Genomic DNA, 24,259 nt, shown 5'->3' on the forward strand with positions numbered 1-24,259 from the left:
GGTGATAGAAAAATAGCTATCTTACCAAGAAGATAGCCCGGAAAACGATTAACGCAAGAAGTCCATTAAAGTCGGTTGAATAATCCGTGCTCCTACCGCAAGAGCTGCTTGTTGGATCATTTCTTGTATTTTAAGGTTTGTGATCACTTCTTCAAAATCCACATCTTCATTTTCAGACAATGTTTGTTTTGCAATTACATCTTGTCTACTGAGCCTATCTGCAATTAACTCGACGCGATTATATCTGGCTCCAAGATCTGATCGTTCATTCACCACATTATCAATATGCCCCTCTATTTTACTTAGAAACGCATTAACATCACTTCCACTATTGCTTGGGACTTCAAGTACCTTCGCTAGGTCAGATATGTCTTTAAACAACTGAGAGGGAAAGACATTTTGCGGACGAATATTTACACTTATATTAATGCCTTTCATCACTTCAATTTCAAAGTCCTGTTCATTGCTTGAGATCGCATCTTTTGGGGAAATAACGATATCTGCTTGTTCTAAAGTTTTCGATTCATCGAGATTCTCATCCAATGTGATAGTTGGCTGTTTGTTACTGTCGAACTCAATTTTGAGTTCCTGATCCCCGTTCTTAAACACAAAAAACTCGTTTCCTCCAAATTCATCCGCACGATCAAAAGAATATTGTTTGTTTTGATAACTAATCACAAATTCAGATCTGCCGCTTGGAATCAAGTCTGAAAAAATGACTCGAGAAACAACGATGTTTCCGATTAAGTCATCTGGCACTGGAGGATCATCTGGACTACCTGGAGTGTATGTAACCGTCAGTGGTTCTGAGTCATTATCCACTGTGATTTGTTTATTCCCATTTTTAAAGACAAATTGACCATCTTGTTCACGATCAAATACATACTGTTCGTCTTGAAAATGAAGAATATATTCAGAACCTTTTCCTTGAGTGATACTAGATAGATCGGTAGTGGTAATAATGCTCAGATTTGATTCCTCTACTTCTGTTCCAGCACCATCCTTCATCAAAGGTAGTGTACTCGTTCGGTCAATGGTAAGTTGACCGCCATCCCCATTTTTATAGATCACCTCGCCACTTTCTTCATAAGCCTTGTAGAGCTCGCCCTCATAATAAACGGCAAATTCATTTTCTTTTCCCGGATCGATATCAGATAGATTTTTATTAGACATCACAATTTTTTCTGGCGATACACTTTCTCCTGTACTTAATGTTATATCCGATCTCTTTTTATTTATAGCAAGCTCTATATCTCCATTTTTAAATACATAGTCATCCTTTGATTCATACTCAAATGTATACAGGTTGCTTTCATAACGAATATGAAATTCAGATCCGTTGCTAGCGTCACTAGAGATAAAATCCGAAATACTTTTTTTAATATCTTTTATATCAATAGGCTTCTGACTTATATTTGTTCCATTAAAAATAAATTTGTTGTTTACTAACGTATTCCCAAGAGTTTCTAAATGCCCTTGAAGTTGCTTTACTTCTTCTGCAATTCCTTGCCGCTGACTTGAGGTGTACGTTTCATTTGATGCTTGTATCGTTAATTCTTTAATCCGCATCAATACTTGTGTTGTCTCGTCCAAAGCTGCATCTGTATTATCCATCCAGCTTGTGACTTCATTTAAATTACGTTGAAACTGCTCTGTTTCTGTTACTTGTGAACGATAGGCCATTCCTTTAATGGCTACAACAGGATCTTGCGAAGGACGGGTAATTTTTTTCCCAGAATTAATTTGGTCTAGAATTTCGGAATATTGTTTATAGTTATTACTAATATAGCTCAGATTGTTTCGTGCTAACATACCTTGAGTAACTCTCATGTATTTTCACCTACCTGCTTTATCTTCCGCCGACACCCATACCATTAATAATGCGATCCAGCATTTCATCAACCATCGTGATCTGTCTTGCGGCTGCATTATATGCATGTTGATATTGAATCATATTGACCATTTCTTCATCCAGGGATACAGATGACACGGATTCTCTTCTTGTCAGAACGGAATCTCTTAAAATGTTGGTATTATCTGTCATTTGATTTGCCTGAAGAGCTTGTACACCCATGTCGCCAATAAGGGACTGATAAAAACTTGTTACACTTGTATCAGTGCCCGCATAGTTTAACATCTCATCTTTTAAATTAGCGAGTGCTAACGCGTTAGCTCCGCTTCCAGAGTAAGACTCTCCTCCTTGCTCACCTGATGCTGCAATATTATCTACTGAACTTATAATATCTCGATGCAAGCTTATCGCTTTAGATGCACCAATGGAGGCTGGGTCACTTAAGTCAAAAAAAGTCTTACTTTCCTTTACCCCATTTTTCAATTCGGATAGACTCCAACCAGCTTGATGGATTTCATTAAACTTCTTTGCAAATGTAGTTGCCATTGCATCCAAGTTACTAATCATATCCGTATAGATTCCTTTTTCAGTTCCTCCAGTTTGATAACCATAAGCTTCTATATACGCTCGTAAACTTCCATTTGCATTGCCCAGATAGGTTTCAACATCAATGTTTACTTCGTTAGCCATGAACTGTCCATCTGCTTCCATTTCGACTAGTTTAACTCCTTTAACAGAGTTAGCATCATAGTCAATCTGAATTCCACTTACTTTATCATCCCTACTATTTACCAAAAGCAAATCATTTCCTGAGCCATCTTTCATAATGATTCCATTTTGGTCAGCAAGATAAATATCGTATTTTCCTACAGCAGAAGGCACCGATAATCCTCCTGAATCCTGCGGTTTCACAATGATATTGACATAAGAAGAAAGATCATCTACTAACAGATCTCTTTGATCATATAAGTCATTCGGAAGATAACCATGAACTTCTGTTGCCGCAATTTGCTGATTAATTTCATTAATTTGTCCAATAATAGTATTAACAGACTTTTGTGTCACATCTATTTCTGCACGATAATCTTCTCGAACCGCTGACAAACTATTAGAGAGATAATTGAATGTCTCTGCCACAGACTGCCCACTTTGCCTAACAACTGAACGTGTCCCAGAATCTTGCGGAGATACGGATAAATTTTGTAATGATTGCCAAAATTCATCTAATGTATTCGCCAATCCTTGTTCTGTTGGTTCGTTCATAATTACCTCTAATGAACTTAATGCTTGACTTTTTGTTTCCCAGTATCCGAGTTTATTATTTTCTCCACGATACTGACTATCAATAAAGCTGTCTCGTACCCTTTCGATTGCCCCTGCTTCCACACCTGTCCCTAATTGCCCAGGAATTTGCGGACGATTCAAACTAGGTGTTGGAAACGGTGTCGTTGTCTGAAAATCCACCCGTTGTCTCGTATATCCTGGTGTATTGGCATTTGCAACATTATGGCCAACTGTAGAGAGGGCCGTTTGTTGAGCGTACATCCCTCTTTTTGCCACTTCTAACCCATGAAATGTTGATACCATTGAAATTCCTCCATTTTATGCCTTTGAATCAAAAATTGAGCGTTTATCATCGCTGTATTCCTGTACAGTATTCGGACGATCATAATTAAACGAATCCATATTCGGTGAGAGCAAATCTAAAGAAAGATTTACAAATTGTAATGATTGCTCAAGCAACTGCTGATTTAACTCATTTTTTTGTTTTAGCGTTTTAATTTCTTTTTCTAAATCTACCTTTATCTTTTCCATAGAAATGCGATCAGTCTTAGGGGATTGTTCTATACAAAGAGAAAGTGTAATCGAGTTGGTTTCTACTCCTAGTTGGATTAAGTAATCCTTAGCCTTCTTTAGTAGGTCCTTTTCTATTTTTTGCAGGGCTAATATATGTTTTTTTTCATCCGCTATGACCGCGTTTAATTCTTGTATATTTCCCGTTTTAATCATTTCTGTTTTATGTTTGGCTAACACATTTACACTTTTGTATAGGGCTGTTAGCTTTTGTAGTGTTTGAATGATACTCTGAGCAGACAATGTTCAGCCCTCCCTTGGAATCATCAATTATTCCAAAACTCATACATTTTTTTTGCTACTTCTTTTGGATTGATTTCATATTCACCAGATTGAATTTTGTCTCTTAACTTCTCAACTTTTTCTTCGCGTTCTAATTCTAATGAATTTCCTTTTTGTAATTCTATCGCTTCAGAAGAAATTTCAAGTTTATCTCGTTTCGGTTCAGATTGAAGTTTATCTACCTTCTCCATCTGTTTATTATAAGGATTGATATTCATTCGACCAATATGATTAATTTTCACCCAGTTTCACCTCTTTGTACGTCTATTACGATCTAGTGTGCGCGATTTATCAATTTCTCGTCTTATTTATTTTTTATATCGGTTAAAAAATAAATAAGTAAAGAAAAAAATGTTTATTCCAAACAAAAACAGCATGAGTATATTATGAATACCATGCTCTTATAATTGATCTGCTATTATTTTATTACTTTTTGTTTTACGTATATATATTAATAAGCATCCCTTTAATTTCGCCAACCTTGCCTAAAATATCTAGGCTATTTTTTTCTTTATCTAGTACCGTATTGGTTAAATCAACGAGTGCCCTGTCGACTTCTTTTACTATTTTATAGATCTTCGTTCGGCCGCGGCGGTTAAAGCCTCTTTGTTCTTCTAGTCTCAATCCGTTTTGAACGGCTTCATCCATAAATTGTTTGACCATTTTTTTATATTTTCTAAGTTCATCAACGGTTTGATTTTCGGAAAGCTTCTTCCCTTGCTGCTCGATTTCACTGACAAGCTTCGTTAATTTCTCATGAACCATTGATTGACGATTCTTCCCTATTACTTCTTGAAACGAAATGCTTTCCGTTGGGATATTCTGCTTAGCTTTTACTTTATCAAGTCCAGCTTTACCAACCTTGCGTACGTCCATTTTGATGCCACCTTTTGGGTAAGTGTAAATTTATTTTACCATAGAAAAGAAAAAAGAAGAGAGAAGTACATGTTCTCTCTCCTCTACTATAGATTAGCCTTGTAATAATTGAAGAATACCTTGTGGCAATTGGTTCGCTTGAGCTAACATCGCTTGAGCAGATTGGTTCAAGATATTGTTCTTTGTGAAATCTGTCATTTCTTTCGCCATATCGACATCTCTAATACGTGATTCAGAAGATGTTAAGTTTTCATTTGTTACTTGTAAGTTATTGATTGTATGCTCTAAGCGATTTTGTAACGCCCCAAGAGAAGCTCTTTCGCCACTAATTCTTTCGATGGCTGTATCAAATACTTTAATTGCAGCAGAAGCTTTCTCAAATGAAGTCACATCGATAGAATATTCCACGAATCCTTCATTAATGCCATTAGAGACATTTTTAATTACATTGTATGCTGCACCTTCAATGATATCGCCATTTATATCTTTTATAGGCGTTCTTGGATCTGTTGTAGAAATTCCAATTTCCGGTGAACGAATATCATTCAATTCAACTGTCATAATTTGATGTTGGTTCGGTCCAATTTGTAAGTTGGATTTGAATACATCTCCATCACCAGCATTGGAAAGCATAATTTGCGGTAAAACAGACGTTTCATATCCAGGTCTTTGTTGTAATTTAATTTCATTTCCTGTTCCTGTAACTAAATACTTCTTACCTAACTCTGGATTTCTCTCAATCGCATTTCGTAGATTTTCTGCCTGTTCAGACAAACTGCTGCTATGACGCATTGCATAGCCAGTATTAACATCTTCATTATACTTCGTTGAATCATTAACTACATCTATTTCTACACCATCAATTGTAAAAGATTGGCCAACAATAGAACGTTCGATATTGAAGCTATATTCACCAGCAATTGCCGCAGTTAAATCTGTTTCTGGAGGAGTTAATGCACCAGGTCCATTTGCAATAGCTTCTAATGTTAAAGTAGTACCACTTCTTGTTACATTATAAGCAGAACCAAATTTCGCTTCAATAGCTTGCATGAGACTATCAGCTTGATTAATTGCATTTCCATCTACACTAAATTCTGAATCAGATGCTGTAGTTGCTCCAAGAACACCTTTAAAGTCTACCCCACCTAACTTCAATACCTCATTCTCTCTAAAGACATTCGTCACTTCAATGACATATTTAGCTTTTGAAGAAGCATCTCCTGGTGAAAGTTCGTTAAAGTATACAGTACCTTGTGTATTACCAATTCGTTCTATTGTCGGTGCAGTTCCAGTGGCTAGTCCTGTTTTTTCAGTTAATGTAATTTTGTTGTCAACTACATTAACTCCATACGTATCATCTAAATCTGAACTCTCAATCGCCCTTTTAATATTTTCTGCTTGTTCAGAAGGTGTACTACCCACATTAATTTGTCCAGCAGAGTTATCGGCACCTGTTGAAACGAATTCAAAAACTTGATTACCAATTGTAATCTGCTCACCTTTAATAAACATTTCTGAGATTTCTAGTGAATATACTCCAGCAGTTTCAGCTTTAACATTACTATCTGATAAAGTACTCCCAGCTTCTTGTCCAGAATTTTCAGTAAGTACTAATTTATCACCAGATATTGATGATCCAAATCTTGTACTTAAAATCGAATTTCCGTCAACCGCTGTTTTTAAAGATGTAAGTACTGTTGATAGATTTCCAGAGCTAATATCAAATTCACCGCTAGCAAGTGTACCTCCATTTTTCGCTGTGAAGGGTACACTTCCTACATAAACAGTATCCCCGTCTTGTAACCTAGAGAGGAACCCATCAGTAAGTTCAAATTCATAAACGCCTTGCTGTTCAGCCGAATATGCTGCCTCTTCAGTAACAGCAAGTGGTGTATTCACAGTCGAAGAAGAGGTCTTGCTTATGGCAGGCGCAACTGTTGATCCCGTTTTCTCTGTTAAAATGATTTTGGTAGGGTCTGTATCATCAATAGAGGCTGTATATTTTCCTCCGACTTCTCCTGATCCGGTGTTTGAATTTATATAAGTAACGAGAGCATCTGCCTGATCCTCTGGACTAGCATCTATTGAAGGGTTAATATTACCACTTCCGTCATTTGCAAATGTAATTGGTAATCCATCAATTGTTAAAGTATCACCATCGGCAAATAACGTTGAAACAATATAAGTATGCTCATCTTCGTGTATGTTTTCTAGTGTTACTGGACTGCCATTATGGACTAAATTAGGTTCAACTTCTGAACCGGTATTTTCTGTAAGGATTACTTTAGTATTATTGTTTGGATCAACTGAAGCTGTATACTTTTCTCCAACTTGTCCTGGTCCATTTGCTACTGAATTAATATGGTTAACGATAGCATTTGCTTGGTCCTGAGGCAAATCAGTGGTATTTACAACTCCAGTGCCATCATCTTCAAATGTAATCGATGTAAAACTATCGATTGTTAATGTATCACCATCACCTGCGGATAAAGTTGAAACGTCAAATGCATAGGCATCCATTGGTACATTTGATACTGTTTCCGCAGTAGTTATAGTAGAGTTTGTTGTTTTTTCGACAACTGGCGGTGTTAATGATAGAGATCCAGTATTTTGAGTAAGAATAATTTTAGTATCATCTAACGAATCAATTGAGGCTGTATATTTTTCCCCGATTTCACCTGTTGCTGTTTTTGAATTTATATACGTAACAAGAGCTTCGACCTGATCCTCTGGGCTAACATCTACTGAAGGGTCAATATTACCAGTACCACCATTTTCAAATGTAATTGGCAATCCATCAATGTTTAATGTATCACCATCGGCAAAAGCTTGAATACTTATTGAATATTTCCCTGGGACAAGCGTTTTACTTTCTACTATTTCAACAGCATTAAAACTTTCTGCTTTAACACTCTCTGTAAGTTCTGTATATTTCACTTCTCCTGTAGCCAATGCAACCCCAGCTTTGTTAACTTCCGGTGCAACTTTTGTAGATCCGCCATTTAAAAGTTTCTTGCTGTTAAACTCAGTCGCATTTCCAATCCGATTAATTTCTGATGTCAGTTGATCTACTTCTTTTTGGATTTCTTTACGATCTGATTCTGTGTTTGTGTCGTTTGCTGCTTGTACAGCTAGTTCACGCATACGGTGCAACATGCTGTGCACTTCTGTTAGAGCACCCTCTGCTGTTTGAATAAGAGAGATTCCGTCTAAAGAGTTTCTTTCTGCCATTTCTAAGCCGCGAATTTGAGCACGCATTTTTTCAGAGATGGCTAGACCTGCTGCATCATCTGCGGCACGATTAATTCTCATCCCTGAAGATAATTTTTCTAAATTTTTCCCTGTATTTGTTTGATTCATAGATAGATTTCGATACGCATTTAAGGCTTGAATATTATTATTAATTCTCATGTCTTCTTTTCTCCTATTCTATCGTTTGTATATGTTTTTCATAGGCAAGACTTTTTTGACGAAGAAGAAGATTGCCTGCTGGTTTTGCTGTTTTATGTTTTTTCAGTGATTCATTCCAAGATGCACTAATTTCATTTAAAATGTTCAATACTTCTTCGATAGCTGCAATATCTTTATTAATATTGGCTGCAATCACCTTTTCTGACATATAGTCATACAACGCATCGAGTTGGTCTGCGACAATGCCTGCGTTATAGTTTAACCCAGCATCTAAACGATAGATGATATCATGGGCTTTTTTTAATAATCGATTCGAATAAAAGTAATCTTTCTTTCTAATCGCTGATATCGCTTCTTCCAATGTATCTATACATGCTTCATACAGCAGTGCTGTAATTTCTTGCGGTGTTTTTTTAAATATCATTTCTTCCGTTAAGAAGTCGTACACAATATGTGCACCTCCATTTGGTTATCTGTTATTTTTATCGGAAAAAGTCGAAAAGTGTTTAGTAGTTTTTCTCGATTTCTTCGAGTAAAAGTAAAATTTCTGCCATGACCGAGTATAGTTGCGGAGGGATATTATCCCCTAAATCCATATCTAGCAAGTTGGCAACAAGGGAGGAATCCTCCTGCATGTGAATGTTGTTTTTCTTGGCCAACTCAATAATTTGCTGTGCAACCTGCCCTTTTCCCTGGGCGACAACAATCGGTGATTTACTAGATTCCTCGTCGTATTTAATAACTGCTGCAGAAGGGCCGTTTAGTTCTTTACGTCTTTTTTGATTATAAAAATTCGACACCATCATATTTTAAAATCCATTCCCTTCTCGGTAAATATTGGTCTAATTTCCTTTTGTTTAATGGATTCTGATTCCTGGTTTATGCCCTCGCTTGAACCTGCTTGAACTGGAGTCATCCTTGTAATGTGAATGCTGCCAACGTTATATCCGATATCCTTTAATCGTTCTTTTGCCAAACTCGCGATTGGTACCATTTTCTCTTTAAAGCCAGGTTTGTCATTTTTCACCGTAATAGATAGATTCCGATCTGTTGAAGAAAGCATGATACCTACATCACCAAGCTTTTTCGTTTCTAGTAAAAAGTAAAGGTTACAGTTTTCCCAATCAACCTGCTGTCCTTCATTTTGGGAATTCACGTAAACCTGTATATTTTCTGGATTCCCTCCTAATAACATCGGAAGGTTAAACAACATACTTTGCATTGTTCCTGAAGAGTCCGATTTGCTTAATAGCTGTTGTCCGGTCAGATTGTTTAGGGCTTGCTCAGCTTGTTGGGCAACACGAGTTCCAGCTTCTTCATTTTGAAGCTTCATCAACACAGCCTTTATATTATTTTGATGCTGTTGCTGCTCTTGCTGTGATTGATCTCCATTTTTAAAAACTAAAGAATTCGCTAATTCACTATCATGATTCAGCCCCATAGAGCGCACTGTTTCAAACATTTGGCGTGCAGATGGTTCTGTCATCGTGAAACCTCGTGCCGCATTTTCTAAAAGAGCTTGATTCCCCTTATTTTCAAGAGCTAAGCTTTCCTTCCCTACATAATGCATCACTTTTTGATCAGAAGGTTTGAAATTCATTTTATCGATAAGGTCTTTGACTTCTCCTACAATTTTGGATGCCTGCGAAAAATCACCTTTAGCTAGTAATTTTTTCGCGTCGGCTAATTGACTGCTTGCCTGAAGTAGTTCTCTTTCTGTCTTCATATCGGTAAAAAGCATCATATCGCTTTTTAAAATAGTATTATCCAGTTTGCTGATTGCCGTTTCTAACATCTGTTTTGCCTGCGGATAAGCATTCTGCTTATAAGTATCGATTATTCGTTTCACACTATCTAGATTTCTTGTAATCTCTCTTTTTAGCTCCCTGAACTCGCGAGTTACTTCTGCTAGTTTCTGCGTAATCTTGGTGACTAAAATATCCTTCGATTGAATTTGCAAAGACTGCAGCTGCTCATTTAGTTCATATTGGTTAACTGGGTTGGAATTTCCCTCACTTATTCTAGGCTCTGCTTTTGCAACGGTTTGCTGCAAGTCTGATAGTTCTCTAGATATATGCTGCCTCGCAGCCATTTCACGTCCTTTGTCGTTTAGCTGCTCCGCTTGCTCTATTGCCTTTTCTATTTTTCCAACATGGTCGAGATTAATATTTGGATTACTAGAAATCTCTTTTCTTACAAGATTCAATGCCTCATCCAGGTTCGCCTCTGATTGAAGTTGTTTTAAGGCCTGTTTGATCGTTTCACTTGGCAATTTTATTTGCGGCTGTTGAACTTCTTCCTGGTTCTCATTAACCTTTGGCTGCGGTTGATTAGTTATGTTTTGGGCCTGATTGACTTGCTTTTCAGGTTGGCTTACAGTACTTACCTCCTGATTGGAAGCTGGTTGCTTTAAGGATTGTTCCACCTGCTGCAGCATTTTAACCAATCGATCTCGACCTGCCTGATCTAACTGATTGGCTTGCTTAGCGGCCTTCTCTATATCCCTAGCAACCTCAGGTTTTATATTTTTATCATTAATAATTTGGTCATGTACTTTGGGCAAAACCTTTTTGATATCAGCTTCTGTTTGAAGCTGTTCGCGAATTTGTTTGATGGAATCTTTTAGTGTTACTTGCTGAGAATCCCTTTGGGCACTAGACTCCATCTTAGTAAGTTCGGTTTGAGCTTTAGTTAACACTTCTGTTAAACGTTCACGACCAGTTGTCTCTTTACCTGCCCTTTGCAGCACCTCTGCTTCACGCACTGCTTTATCGACACTTTTGGCCACTTCTGGGTTGATTTTTGGATTGTTAACGATTTGGTCGCGCACTTGGTCTGCTGCTTTTTGCAGCCTTGTCTCCTGTTGAACCGATTCTTTTACTTGTTTTACAAATTCGCTTGGTTTCGTTTCCGCAATAGATTTTCGTGATTCTGCCTGACTGAGTTCTACTTCCGCTTGGGTTAATGCCTGGACGAGTTTCTCTCGGCCCAATCCCTCTCGGCCTGCTTGTTGAAGTTGAACTGCTTCTCGTGCAGTTCTTTCCACTTTTTGTGCTACTTCCCGGTCTATTTTCGGATTATTAACGACTTGGTCACGCACTTGGTCTACTGCTTTTTGTAACTTTGGCTCCCGTTGGACAGCTTCTTTTACTTGCTTAATAGCTTCGCTCGGACGTAGTTCTGATGTAGATCGACGAGTTTCCGATTGACTAAGTTCAGCTTCTGCTTGCTTCAACGCCTGAACCAGTTTCTCTCGGCCTACTCCTTCTTTACCTACTTGTTGAAGCTGCACCGTTTCTCGCACAGCTCTTTCTACTTTTTGAGCTACTTCTCTATCAATTCTTGGGTTGTTAACCACTTGGTCGCGTATTTGCTCTACTGCTTTTTGTAACTTCGGTTCCTGTTGGACCGCTTCTTTTACTTGTTTCACTACTTCACTTGGTCGCGCTTCCGCATTAGCTCTTCGTGATTCTGCCTGACTAAGTTCTACTTCCGCTTGATTTAAGGCCTGGACGAGTTTCTCCCGGCCTGCTCCTTCTTTACTTACCTGTTGAAGCTGCACTTCCTCACGGACAGCTTTATCTACCTTTTGTGCTGTTTCACGATCTATTTTCGGATTGTTTAAAACTTGTTCACGAACTTGGTCTACTGCTTTTTGTAACTTCGGTTCCTGTTGGACTGCTTCTTTTACTTGTTTCATTACTTCACTTGGTCGCGCTTCTGCATTAGCTCTTCGTGATTCTGATTGACTAAGTTCGACTTCCGCTTGATTTAAGGCTTGAACGAGCTTTTCTCGGCCTGATCCTTCTCGACCCGCTTGTTGGAGTTGCACTGCTTCTCGCACAGCTCTTTCTACTTTTTGTGCTGTTTCACGATCTATTTTCGGATTGTTTAAAACTTGTTCACGAACTTGGTCTACTGCTTTTTGTAGCTTTGGTTCCTGTTGGACGCCTTCTTTTACTTGTTTCACTACTTCATTTGGTCGCGCTTCTGCATTAGCTCTTCGTGATTCCGCCTGACTGAGTTCTACTTCCGCTTGATTTAGGGCCTGGACTAGTTTCTCTCGGCCTGATCCCTCTTTACCTGCCTGTTGAAGCTGCACTGCTTCATGGACTGCTTTTTCTACTTTTTGTGCTGTTTCACGATCTATTTTCGGATTATTTACGACTTGTTCACGAACTTGGTCTACAGCTTTTTGTAGCTTTGGTTCTTGCTGAACCGTTTCTTTTACTTGTTTTACCACTTCGCTTGGGCGTGGTTCCACATTAGCTTTGCGCGACTCAACTTGAGTCTGTTCCACTTCTGCTTGATTTAAGGCCTGGACGAGTCTTTCACGACCGGCACTTTCTCGACCGATTTGTTGCAGCTGCACAGCTTCACGAACCGCTCTTTCTACCTTTTGTGCTACTTCACGATCCAGTTTTGGATTATTAACGACCTGCTCACGAACTTGCTCCACTGCTTTTTGCAAATTAGGTTCCTGTTTCACCGCTGCAATAACTTGCTTAACTGCCTCAGATTGTTTCGAAGTATTTAGTAGCTGCTTGTTTTCATTAAATCTATTAACATCATTCTCAATTTCTAACAGAGCTCGGCTTAGCACTTCCTTACCCGTTGTAATTCTTCCTTGTCTTAAAAGAGTGCTTGCTTCATTGATTGCCTTTTCGACCTGGCCAGTTTTTTCACTTGGAATTAGGTTATTCTTCAAAATCTCTGTTTGAACTTTTTCAATCGATTTTTGCAAGTTCGGATTGGTACGGACTTCGTTTATTAAGTTTTTTAACGACACTGTTTCACTGCTAGCTTTTACGTTGAATTGCTCACTTTTTTGAACTGGCTCTTTTGCTGCAATTTGTGTTTCTGCCGTTTTTAGAGCCTGAACCAGACGTTCTTTCCCAATTGATTGCAGTTTTTCTGCTTCGTAAGCAGCTTTTTCAATCTGCTTCACATGTTCACGATCTATTTTTGGATTGGCGATGATTTCATCCTTTACTTTTTGAATCGCCTTTTGTAAATCAGGCTCTTGTTCTACCATTTTTCGCACATTTGCAATAATCTCACCGTGTTTCTTATTTTCAATAACATGTTGTGAAGTCTGGGACTTCTCCTGACCTTTTTTCACTTCCACTACAGGAGTAGACACTGGTTCTTTCACGATCTTTTGTTTCGAAAACTCACTGACCGGTTCCTTACTAGGATCAAAGTTAGGATTCACTTCTTTTGCAATATTGGTTAGCACTTCATTCAAAGGCTTGCCGTGCAGAGCTTCATGAATGGAACGCAAATGGGTCTGGGTCACTTCCAGCCCCTTATTGACGAGTGCTTTGATAGTGTCATTCTTCGACTGCGTTGTTCCTTCAGCTTTTTCAAAAAAGGTCTTAAGCTCCTGGACAACCTCTTTTGAAAGAGGCTGCCCTTTGTCGAAAATTAACTTAACAGCTTGTTTCAGTTCAGGACTATCCCCTGCCGTTAAACCTACACTTTTAAAAACCTTCGCTTCACTGGAAACCGCTTGCTTCCCCTTTGGAGCTTCAGGAATAATTTCTTTTACAAGAGCCAGCTGTTCCTGCTTTCCTGTCACTTGTACAGTGGGGCGATCACCTGCAGGGACACCGCCTTCAAACTTCGCTTTGATTTCCCTGCCTCTTATTGAAATAAGTGCTTCGGAATCACTCAATTTTTCTTTTATTTGCGCTTTATAAACTTCCCCCTGCTTCAGTTCAATAGGGGCTTCATTTGATTGTATAGAAGGATTTATTTGATTTTGAACAGTAATTTGCATAAATCTCACTCCGACCGTATAGCATTCTGACTATTATATCGGTTGAAAAGTGTTTATCTTAATTCGTTTAGGGTAATTGCCCCATTGAAAAAATTTCCGCAAAAAAATACCATAGCTCTGAGCCATGGTACCATCAATCATTTCTTCCTCGATATTTCTCGTCAACTGCAAAATAAGTATTATTTTTTGATCTTTCTTCGATTTCTTTTTTCCATTCCACTTGCGCAGTATGAGCTTCCAATTCTTTTCTTAATTCCTCGGCACAGCCAGCACAAAGCTTTCCCGTTTGAATGACCTTCCCACACTTATCACACGGATAACCTAAGTTTGGAAACTGAGCAGTTTGCAAGCGTCCTTTTTTAATAAACTTTAAGATCAATTCCTCTTCCACTTCTGTCGCATCCACCACTTGCTGCATCGTTGCTGCACGGTTTTCTCTTTTTCTAATAAACTTGTAGACCTTTTCGTAAGCCTCTTCTTCTGCCTTCCAACACTTTTGACAGACATCGCGAAATTTATTTTTAACAAAAATGTCGCCGCAATTTGGGCAGCTTGTTATTTCATCCACCTTCAAAACTCCTCTCCAGCCAGTCTTGTTTGATTTCATTATAGCCTTATGCGAGAAAGGTTGAAAATGAATTTTTTAAGACAGATGCTATCACACGCTAGCAATCTATTATCTCAATGCTAGCAGCTGCTATCACTTAGCCTCGAGCCAGAGTTAGGGATGAAACCGATTGGGCCCCCTCCTCTTTTAATAGTTTTGCTGCATGTCTGAGGGTAGACCCTGTTGTGTAAATATCATCGATTAATAGAATTCTTTTATCGCTGAGGTCACTTCCAATACATCGAAACACCTGCTGCACATGTATTCGGTCATGTCGGGATTTCTTTGATTGTTTTTCGCTGTGAATTCGTTGAAGAAAATTTGTCGGTTGAAAGCCAGCCTCTACGATAAGACCTTCTGATTGGTTGAAGCCCCGCTCGTATTGGCGTTCTTTGCTTAGAGGAATCGGAACAAGAATGTCATAGTCGATTGTCTTGATTTTTTTGCGGATATTCTCCGAAAAAGCCTTAGCAATAATATAATCCCCACGGAATTTGTATTGAGAGATGACTTCTTTTAAAAAGTCATTGTAAACGTAGATAGAATGATTTTTTAAGAGAGCACTCTGCCACTCGGGATCCTCTTCCCAACGGACGCAATCGTAGCAGGTAGCACCAATGACGTATTGCGGGTCTAATTTTTCAAGTGGGCGGTCGCAGATTTTACAGGTTGGGCCTCCTACTAGAGTTAGCTGGTTTTCACAGCTTGAACATAAGTATGTCGGAACGGTTTTTGTAAAAAAGATCGACCAGCTGACTTCTGGGATTAGCCCACTGTGGCAGGATAAGCAGTAGTCACTCATACATCCACCAGCCCTTTCTCCACCGCTTCTTTATTCATTGATAAAATTTGTTTTCTAGCGCTAGTCATTGCTTCGGTTCTTCCAAAATGGAAAAAGGTAATGTTTCCCGTTGGATATTGCTTGCTGCGGCCAACCCTGCCGGCGATTTGCACGAGGGCGCTTTCGGTAAAAATTCGGTCTTCGGCACCGAGGACCGCGACATCTAAATTAGGAAACGTCACTCCCCTTTCTAAAATGGTTGTTGTAATGAGGATAGGGATTTCTTTGTTGCGCATCCTTTGAACTTTTTCTTTTCGCTGCGGATCTTCAGCGTGGACGGCTTCTATTTTTGGATGAAGCTTATGGAGTATGGGAAGGATGACTGGAATTAAGTCAATTTTCGGGATAAATAGGAGAGCTTGTGTTTGAGATTGAAGTCTTTGGTGCAGCCACTTCATAAGTATTTGCGGAAGTTTGCCGTTTTTGAGAGGCTTTTGCCATCTGCCGCACCATACAAATTCCGGAACGGGTAAAGGATGACGATGGAATCTTGCCGGGATCGTCACAAAGTTTCTTTTTCCAAGACGGCACTCTTTACGCCATTTCGGGTTTGGTGTAGCTGTAAGGTAGATCATGGATGACTGATCTTTGCGGGCATTTTTGACAGCGTATTGAAGGGTTTCATCGACTGAGTAAGGAAATGCATCGACTTCATCTAAAATAATCGTGTCGAACGCTTTGTAAAACCGAAGCAGCTGGTGGATCGTTGCGATCGTGAGAGGTGATTGCTTGTGGCGGTCTTCGGAACCTCCATAAAGAGAAGCAACCTGGATGTGTGGGAAGACGGCCTGCAATCTCGGTGTTAATTCAAGGACAACATCGGTCCGCGGTGTAGCAATACAGACTCTTTTTTGCTGCTGAAGTGCTCTTTCAATCCCTTCGAAAAGCACCTCAGTTTTTCCAGCACCGCATACGGCCCAGACCAGGAGTACCGAATCATTCGCAACCGATTCGCAAACACGGGTTGAGGCGGTTTGCTGTCCTTGGGATAGAGTGCCTGTCCAGGCGAGCTGTGAATTATTGGTACTAAAACTGTTTACTACGCTCCAGCTGCACAATGGTGTACAAGCACTCACACGGCCCATCATCAGACACCTTCGACAGTAGGTACAAGAAGTACCGCAGCGTGAACATGGGTAAGCCGCAAACCAATTTTGATCAGTATTTCCGCAACGTTCGCATTTCGCTTTTCCTTTTTGAAAAGTAATGCCCTTCCGATAGATAAGGCAGCCATTTTCGTAATGCTGGTGGATTTCATGGATCGAGTATGGGAGTTCATCTAGTGGGAGTTGTTTTCCAGTTAGCAGGTTTTGCAGGTCGTGATTGAAGGAGTAATCTTTGTTAATTGGCGGCTGGGGAATGGTTTCGATGTTTGAGATAGGGTAGGTGGGTTCTTGTTGATGAAGCAGTGGTTCAGGGACTAGCCTTTCGTTGATAATGGCAAATTTCAAGGAATACACCTCTTTTGTGGATGGTTTAGGAGCCGGATTACTTAGCAGCTAATCTGAACTAATTATATCATTCTTGTAATAGAATACTACCAAAAATAGGCTGCTCTCTAGTTAACTTTTTCAGATTTAGGAACTGAGCAAGCGCTCATGACCCCAATTTGATATTATGGGGTTAAAACCGTTCATTAGAATCTGCCTTATTGCCCAAACTGATGAAAATTTTAGTGAGTTGGTTCATTAGAAATCTTCTTAAGGACCATAAATCATATTTTCAACACTTATCGGGTCTTTAGAGCCTCCAAAAACCGGTAATTTCCTATTTCACTGGTAAACCATAACTTGGGGAGAAGAAACTACTTTCTCTCTAAATTCTGTATACCAGGAGAACTCTGCTAATTTTTATGAACCCAGCAAGCGCTCATGACCCCAATTTGTTATATCAGAGTTAAAACCGTTCATTAGAACCTGCCTAATGGCCCAACATGCGATAAATTTTCGTGATTCGGTTCAATAGAAATCCCCTTATCTCCCACAATACGTATTAATAGCACTATTCGGGCCTTTAGCCAATAAAAACATTGGCCTCGATACATAAAAAAGCCACCCGACCATAACAGCCAGATGGCAAAACCAAATCCTTATTTTTTCACCCAGCCCAATCCCATCGATCCTTCACCTAGATGGGTACCGATAACCGGACCAAAGTAGCTAATCATAAATTCCACATTCGGAAGCTTTCCCTCTAGCTCAGCTTTCCATTCCCGTGCTTCTTCCTCGCGATTCGCATGGATAATCACAGCTCGGTAAGCATCGCCGCTTTTTGCGTCTTCTTCCAACAGCTCAACAATGCGCTTCATCGCTTTTTTGCGTGTACGGATTTTTTCAAACGGAACAATGAGTTTATTTTCAAAGTGAAGCAGCGGTTTTACTTGCAGCAAGCTTCCGATTAGCGCCTGTGCACTTGAAAGGCGTCCTCCCCGCTGAAGATGAGATAAATCATCGACCATAAAATAAGCTGTAAGAGAATGCCTCATTTCTTCCAACCGGCCCATAATCTCTTCCAGCTCTTTGCCTGCAGCTGCCATTTCCGCAGCCTCCAGCACGTAAAAACCCTGAACCATCGCGCTAATTTCCGAATCAAACGGGATGACCTTGATTCCTTCCACCATATCGCCGGCCGATACAGCTCCTTGATAGGTGCCGCTAATTCCGCTTGACAGATGAATGCTAATCACCGCATCATAATCTTCCCTTAGCTTTTCGAATAGCGTAACGAACTGCCCAATCGATGGCTGGGAGGTGGTCGGAAGCTCTTTATCCTTTACCATTTCGTAGAAATCGCTTGCTTCAATATCGACTTCTTCCTGGTAGGTTTCATTCCCAAAAATGACGCTTAGCGGGATCATATGTATATTTAACTTTTCTCGCAATTCTTTCGGGATGTACGCGGTACTGTCCGTGACAACTGCCGTTTTCATATAGGGGTTACCATCCTTATCATTCATTTTTTCTACTATTTGTTTAAATTTATTTTATATGAAAACCATCAAAAATGCATGCTTCAAGCAGAATTAACAATATAATCATGTTGTAAACGCCAAAATGACCCTATGAAACCATAGAGTCACCGCTAAATATTTATTTAACTTACTTTTCTCTTTTCCAACCCACGACGCCTAATTTCCTTATCTAATAGCAGGATAAATTCTTTGTCTAAACCGAGACCAACGGCTTTATGATACGTTTCAACTAATGTAATATCCGATAGCATGAATAGTGAAGCTGTCATCATATCCCCCATATGTCATATGTCTTATATACTATCCATTTTATTAGAACCAGCGGCTTTGTAAAGTTATTCACCTCATTTGTCATAAGTTGTTCACGAATAAAAAAAAACACGCCGAAGCGTGTTTCTTATTTTACCTCTACCCAGCCATTCTTAATTGCGACAACAACGGCTTGAGTACGGTCGTTTACATTCATTTTTTGCAGGATGTTACTTACGTGGTTTTTAACCGTTTTTTCACTGATAAATAAAGCTTCGCCGATACCGCGGTTGCTTTTTCCATCAGCTAGAAGCTGAAGAACTTCACATTCACGGCGTGTTAATAAATGCAGCGGGCGTCGAATTTCAACCTGCTGTACATAGCTGCCGCTGCCAGCAGTTTCTTCAAGCGCCAATCTGCGATATTCTTTCACAAGATTATGCGTTACTTTCGGATGCAGGTAAGCTCCTCCGTCCGCAACCACTTTTACCGCTTCCACTAGCGCATCTGCGTCCATTTCTTTCAGCAGATAACCGCTGGCACCTGTTTTCAGCGCATGCTGAACATAGTTTTCATCATCATGTATCGATAAAATAATCACACGAGTCCCCGGATATTTTTCAATTAATTGACGAGTTGCTTCAACTCCATTGATATTTGGCATATTGATGTCCATGATTACCACATCTGGATTATGCTCTTCAACTAATGCAACTGCCTCGCTTCCGTCATCACCTTCAGCTACAACTTCAAAGGATTTTTCAAAATCAAGAATCCTTTTAACCCCTTCTCTAAACAACTGGTGGTCGTCAATAATAATAATCTTGGTAGTCATTGCTTCGCCTCCCTATGCCCTTCTACGTTTTCTGTTTGTTTGTTCGTATTATTTTTAGACTAGTATGGAACTTGAATAAGCACTACCGTTCCAGCGCCAATCTTTGAGTCAATCGCGATCTGGCCATCAAGTATATCTACTCTTTCCCGCATTCCGATGAGACCAAACGATTCGGCTTTTCTTTCATTCACATCAAAGCCCTTTCCGTCATCCTTGACGATGACAGTGACCTTTGAATCATTAATTTCAAGTCTTACCTTTATTTCCTTCGCATCGGCATGCTTTAAGGCATTTTGAACCGATTCCTGAACAAGCCGGAAAAGAGCGACCTCGTATTTGGAAGGAAGTCTTTTTATCTCCCCGATATTCGCAAAAGAAATTTTCGTACTATCATGATATTCTTCGATGGTTTGCAAATATTTTTTGAGGGTTGGAACTAATCCTAAATCATCAAGTGCCATTGGTCGCAAATCATAAATAATGCGTCGAACTTCATACAAGGCGCCGCGGACCATTTTCTTCAAGTTTCTTACTTCTGTAAATGCTTCCTTTGCCCCTTGCTCTTTGTAGACCCGTTCAATTAAATCAGAACGCATCATCACGTTCGCCATCATTTGAGCAGGGCCATCATGGATTTCCCTTGATAGACGTTTTCGTTCTTCCTCTTGCGCCTCGATGATCTTTAAGCCAAAGTCCTGCTTCATCTTGGCATCCTCAAGTGCTTCCCCAACCTGCTTTAGATCACTCATTAAATAATTCATGACAACAGAAATTTGAGAAACAAGATGCTCCGCTCGTTCAATTGTTTCTGTTAAGCCATTTAGCCTGCGCTCAATATCATCTCTGCGGTCACGCAGCTGTTTTTCCATTTGGCGCTTCATCGTAAGGTCCATCTGTAATTGATGAGCCCTTTCGTACGCCTCACGTACCTCTGCTTCTGTATAGTCTTTAAAATGCATGCTGACGACTGAAAGCCGCTTTCTTGCAAACTTGGATTGGGTTTCAAGCTTGTCCCCTTCATCAATAATTTGCGCGACCATATCTCTGACAGCTTTTAGTTCATCTGTCAGTGACTCATAATCCATTCTGCATTGTTCACCAATGCGAAATATTTCATCTTTGCTATTACCCACTGTCTCAACCATTTTATCTAAAATGAGATCCAGGGTTTTTGTATCAAGTTTTTTAGCCATATACATATTCCTCCAAGGGTCCAAAAAACCCTTTAGGTTTTTGTAAATATTTTAGCGTGAAAATAACAAAGATACTATATTCCGAGCTTGAAAAAACTTGAAATTCCTTGAAAAATCGTTAAAAAGTCCGAGATTATTCTACGGACTATGTCCTATATCCTAGTATTTACTTAGGATTCTTTTACTAACCAAACAGACCTATGCAAAACTTTATTTACAAAAACCTATTCTATTATACCATGACTAAAAGTTACCTATATTAAAGTTTCTTTACAAACGAATGATAATTTGAAGTAAGGTTATTGTCGAATTATAATGAAATTAGGGACTTTGTACGGTCATCCCACGATTCACTAAAATCTATTGTAAATAAATCTAAAATTTACCAAACGGAAAGGATATGTTTTTCATGCTGCCCCGCTACCATACAGTAAAAGGATACGGAGAACACGAAATTGTTATAGAAAAATCAAGATTCATCGCTCATGTAGACCGAGCTGAGACAGAAGAAGAGGCACAGGAGTTCATCCAAAACATAAAAAAGAAACATTGGAATGCCACACATAACTGCTCCGCTTATTTAATCGGAGAAACCGATGGAATTCAAAAAGCGAATGATGACGGTGAACCAAGCGGTACAGCCGGCGTTCCGATTTTAGAAGTTTTGAAAAAAAAGGGTCTAAAAGACACAGTGGTTGTCATAACCCGCTACTTCGGCGGAATAAAATTAGGAGCAGGCGGACTTATCCGTGCCTATGGAAAGGCAACCTCCGAAGGCATCAATGCCACTGGCGTTGTGGAAAGAAAGCTGATGAAGGTCATGCATACGAAGGTTGACTACACATGGCTCGGGAAACTGGAGAATGAATTGCGCTCTTCTGTGTACGCCATTAAAGAAATTCATTACTTGGACAATGTGGAAATTGAAACATTTGTCGAAGAAGAACAAACTCAGAACTTTACAGATTGGATGATCGAACTGACAAATGGACAATGTGAAATCACGGAAGGGGACGTGCTTTATTTAGAAGAAGATGCATAATACTGCGCTTTGCAGACCATTTTCTTCAATAATTCCCCTTCTGTTGTAAAACTTTCATTTTACGAGAGAGTAAAAAAATTGTAAAATGGTAGTTGGTTTATAGTTTACTAGTTTACAATCTATGACATTAATAGACTAATCTTTCTATAAAGGGGATTTTTTATGACAAATAATCGAGTCATGAAGAAAAGAAATCGAATTCGAAAAAGACGCAGACGCATATTTAAGTGGGTTTTACTGCCTTTTATGGTCTTGATCCTCAGTGGAACAGCCTATGGGGCATTTTTATACAGCAAAGCAGAATCCGTCATGGAGGATTCCTATCAGCCAGTTGAACGTGAGACAACGAGAGAAGTAGCAGTAGATCCCGTTGAGGATAGCACTTCTATTCTCTTTATCGGTGTTGATGATAGTGAAGTTCGTGATTATAACAGCAGCTCCCGCTCAGATGCACTGATGCTTGCTACATTAAATAAAGAAGAGAAATCAATTAAATTAGTCAGTATCCCCCGTGATTCCTACGTATTCGTACCGGAATTAGGGTATAAAGATAAAATCACACACGCACATGCAAATGGCGGTGTGAAATCAACCATTGAAACGGTTGAAGGATTTTTAGATATTCCTGTTGATTATTATGTGAAAATGAATTTTAATGCATTCATCGATGTAATTGATGCTTTAGGCGGCATCGAGGTCGAAGTTCCATACGCTTTAAATGAAAAGGACTCACAGGACCGTCATAACGCAATTAGACTGCAAGCAGGGCTTCAGGAGCTGAATGGCGAAGAAGCATTAGCATTGGCTCGTACGAGAATGAAGGATAATGATATTGAACGCGGAAAGCGTCAGCAAGAAATCATTAAGGCGATTATGAAAAAAGCGGTCAACGTACAGTCGTTATCGAAATACGATGACGTCATGGAAGCCGTCGGTGATAATATGTCAACGGATATTTCATTTAAGGAAATGAAATCATTTGTGAACTACGCAACTGCAGGAACAGGCTTGGACATCGAAACGATTACACTAGCCGGATACGATGATTATGTTGGCCCGAAATATGTTTATGCTCTAGACGAAGAAGCGCTTGATGAAACAAAGCAGAAGCTTCAGGTACACTTACAATTAATTGAGGAAACAGGTTCTGGAACAGAAACAAACGGGTATGTGAAAGAGGATTCAGAAGACGATAGCGTTAATTATTAAACTTAGCCATTTTTGGCTAAGTTTTTTTTGTGCAATACAGTAGTAGTCGGAACAGTTTGGCACGCACCTTATAAAAAACCACAAATAAAAAGGCTGACTCCATAAGGTCATAGAACCTTTTGAGTCAGCCTCTTTTGTTTATCTGTCTTTCGCTGCGGAATATCGTAATCCGCGCATGAATTTGAGTAATGGCTTATGGTCTTTTCCAACGAGACCAATTTTTTCAGCAAATATTTCGATTAAGACTACGAGCACCGCAACAAGGATTACCGCTCCCCAAATCTTTGCCTGTGAGAAAATGACTGCTACCAGCGCAAAGAACGCTGCGATTGCGTATATGATTAACACCGTCTGTCTGTGTGTAAAGCCTACCTTTAACAAGCAATGATGCAAATGCGACTTGTCTGGAGCCGAGATCGGCTGCTTGTTCACAATTCTGCGGATGATCGCAAATAATGTATCAGAAATTGGAACTCCGAGGATAATAACAGGGATAATTAACGAGATAAGTGTTAATTCCTTAAACCCTAGGAGTGACAACACCGAGATCATAAAGCCTAAGAACAACGCCCCCGTGTCTCCCATAAAAATCTTTGCCGGGTGGAAATTATAGAGCAAGAATCCAAGTGTACTTGCGAATACAATCGCTCCCATCACAGAGACAAATCCATATCCCATAAACATCGCCATTCCAGAAATGGCGATTAACGCGATGGATGAAACCCCGGCTGCAAGTCCGTCAAGTCCATCAATCAGGTTGATGGCATTTGTGATGCCGACAATCCAAAGTATGGTAATTGGAATCTCAAGGAAACCAAAGTTAATTTGACCGAAAAAAGGAACGTCAATGAATTCAAGCTGAATGCCACCAAGTATGACGACAACAGCAGCTGCAATTAATTGACCGCCAAATTTTACTTTGGCCGATAATTCCATCATATCGTCCAGAATTCCAGTTATGATGATAATCGTGCTTCCAATCATGATGGCCATGGCATATTCTGAATATTGACCCCAATCCCAGATCATGAATCCAATTAAGAAACTGATGAAGATCGCGAGCCCGCCAAGTCTCGGCATGATTTTTTGGTGTACTTTACGTTGGTTCGGTTTATCTGTTGCGCCTATTTTAAAGGCTAATTTTTTTACTAAAGGAGTTATCAGGATGGAACTTATAAAGCAAATCAATAAGGTCAAGTAGAACATGAAGACCCTCCTTAGATTATATCTTGCCAAAAAGTAATGATTGTTAAAC

19 protein-coding genes and 1 pseudogene are annotated in these 24,259 nt (G+C 39.5%); 2 read left to right on the forward strand and 18 right to left on the reverse strand.

The features are described from left to right. Positions 1–48 precede the first annotated feature (48 nt). The 17 genes and pseudogenes from flgL to CZ487_RS23635 form a co-directional block, all read right to left on the reverse strand. Positions 49–1,830, reverse strand: coding sequence for a flagellar hook-associated protein FlgL (gene flgL, locus CZ487_RS23555; protein ID WP_077214812.1), 1,782 nt, complete (start codon positions 1,828–1,830; stop codon positions 49–51). Positions 1,831–1,849: 19 nt separating this feature from the next. Next, entirely contained in the window at positions 1,850–3,439 is a 1,590-nt protein-coding gene (flgK, locus tag CZ487_RS23560; protein ID WP_077214813.1) for a flagellar hook-associated protein FlgK, read from the reverse strand. Between the two features lie 15 nt (positions 3,440–3,454). Further along, the gene (locus tag CZ487_RS23565) at positions 3,455–3,949 is read right to left on the reverse strand and encodes a flagellar protein FlgN (RefSeq protein ID WP_077214814.1); all 495 of its coding nucleotides are present in this window, start codon (positions 3,947–3,949) and stop codon (positions 3,455–3,457) included. A 23-nt stretch (positions 3,950–3,972) separates the two neighbouring features. Further along, positions 3,973–4,230, reverse strand: a complete 258-nt coding sequence (gene flgM, locus CZ487_RS23570) for a flagellar biosynthesis anti-sigma factor FlgM (protein ID WP_077214815.1) — start codon at positions 4,228–4,230, stop codon at positions 3,973–3,975. A 196-nt stretch (positions 4,231–4,426) separates the two neighbouring features. Continuing rightward, positions 4,427–4,864, reverse strand: coding sequence for a YaaR family protein (locus CZ487_RS23575; RefSeq protein ID WP_077214816.1), 438 nt, complete (start codon positions 4,862–4,864; stop codon positions 4,427–4,429). A 93-nt stretch (positions 4,865–4,957) separates the two neighbouring features. Next, complete coding sequence (locus CZ487_RS27590) at positions 4,958–7,384, reverse strand: flagellin (protein WP_337189780.1); 2,427 nt, start codon at positions 7,382–7,384, stop codon at positions 4,958–4,960. 471 nt (positions 7,385–7,855) lie between these two features. Next, positions 7,856–8,275, reverse strand: a pseudogene (locus tag CZ487_RS28210) (flagellin N-terminal helical domain-containing protein); the annotation flags it as partial. Positions 8,276–8,288: 13 nt separating this feature from the next. Continuing rightward, positions 8,289–8,723, reverse strand: coding sequence for a flagellar export chaperone FliS (gene fliS, locus CZ487_RS23590; protein ID WP_237562932.1), 435 nt, complete (start codon positions 8,721–8,723; stop codon positions 8,289–8,291). A 58-nt stretch (positions 8,724–8,781) separates the two neighbouring features. Further along, positions 8,782–9,081 carry an EscU/YscU/HrcU family type III secretion system export apparatus switch protein gene (locus tag CZ487_RS23595; protein ID WP_202617869.1) on the reverse strand — a complete coding sequence of 100 codons (300 nt, stop codon included), beginning with the start codon at positions 9,079–9,081 and terminating at the stop codon, positions 8,782–8,784. Next, positions 9,078–14,057, reverse strand: a complete 4,980-nt coding sequence (locus CZ487_RS23600) for a hypothetical protein (RefSeq protein WP_077214817.1) — start codon at positions 14,055–14,057, stop codon at positions 9,078–9,080. Before CZ487_RS23600 ends, CZ487_RS23595 begins: the two co-directional genes overlap by 4 nt. Before the next feature lie 133 nt (positions 14,058–14,190). After that, a complete protein-coding gene (locus CZ487_RS23605) occupies positions 14,191–14,625 on the reverse strand; it encodes a TIGR03826 family flagellar region protein (RefSeq protein WP_077214818.1) in 435 nt (144 codons plus the stop codon). A gap of 136 nt (positions 14,626–14,761) precedes the next feature. Next, positions 14,762–15,466, reverse strand: a complete 705-nt coding sequence (locus tag CZ487_RS23610) for a ComF family protein (RefSeq protein ID WP_077214819.1) — start codon at positions 15,464–15,466, stop codon at positions 14,762–14,764. After that, positions 15,463–16,956, reverse strand: a complete 1,494-nt coding sequence (locus tag CZ487_RS23615) for an ATP-dependent helicase ComFA (protein WP_077214820.1) — start codon at positions 16,954–16,956, stop codon at positions 15,463–15,465. Before CZ487_RS23615 ends, CZ487_RS23610 begins: the two co-directional genes overlap by 4 nt. A 638-nt stretch (positions 16,957–17,594) precedes the next feature. Further along, the gene (locus tag CZ487_RS23620; protein WP_084783358.1) at positions 17,595–18,434 is read right to left on the reverse strand and encodes a DegV family protein; all 840 of its coding nucleotides are present in this window, start codon (positions 18,432–18,434) and stop codon (positions 17,595–17,597) included. A gap of 164 nt (positions 18,435–18,598) precedes the next feature. Further along, positions 18,599–18,748 carry a sporulation histidine kinase inhibitor Sda gene (gene sda / locus CZ487_RS23625; protein ID WP_237562933.1) on the reverse strand — a complete coding sequence of 50 codons (150 nt, stop codon included), beginning with the start codon at positions 18,746–18,748 and terminating at the stop codon, positions 18,599–18,601. Positions 18,749–18,873: 125 nt separating this feature from the next. Continuing rightward, a complete protein-coding gene (locus CZ487_RS23630) occupies positions 18,874–19,560 on the reverse strand; it encodes a response regulator (protein WP_077214822.1) in 687 nt (228 codons plus the stop codon). Between the two features lie 59 nt (positions 19,561–19,619). Next, the gene (locus tag CZ487_RS23635) at positions 19,620–20,753 is read right to left on the reverse strand and encodes a sensor histidine kinase (protein ID WP_077214823.1); all 1,134 of its coding nucleotides are present in this window, start codon (positions 20,751–20,753) and stop codon (positions 19,620–19,622) included. A gap of 409 nt (positions 20,754–21,162) precedes the next feature. Between CZ487_RS23635 and CZ487_RS23640 the strand changes: the two genes are divergently transcribed. Together CZ487_RS23640 and CZ487_RS23645 are read left to right on the forward strand one after the other, a co-directional pair. After that, positions 21,163–21,795, forward strand: coding sequence for a YigZ family protein (locus CZ487_RS23640; protein ID WP_077214824.1), 633 nt, complete (start codon positions 21,163–21,165; stop codon positions 21,793–21,795). Positions 21,796–21,957: 162 nt separating this feature from the next. After that, complete coding sequence (locus CZ487_RS23645) at positions 21,958–23,004, forward strand: LCP family protein (RefSeq protein ID WP_077214825.1); 1,047 nt, start codon at positions 21,958–21,960, stop codon at positions 23,002–23,004. A gap of 138 nt (positions 23,005–23,142) precedes the next feature. On the opposite strand, the gene CZ487_RS23650 is transcribed toward CZ487_RS23645, so the two are convergent. After that, positions 23,143–24,210, reverse strand: coding sequence for a glycosyltransferase family 4 protein (locus CZ487_RS23650; RefSeq protein WP_077214826.1), 1,068 nt, complete (start codon positions 24,208–24,210; stop codon positions 23,143–23,145). Between the last annotated feature and the right edge of the window lie 49 nt (positions 24,211–24,259).

It is taken from the genome of Robertmurraya dakarensis, assembly GCF_900156875.1.
GTDB lineage: Bacteria > Bacillota > Bacilli > Bacillales > Cytobacillaceae > Robertmurraya > Robertmurraya dakarensis.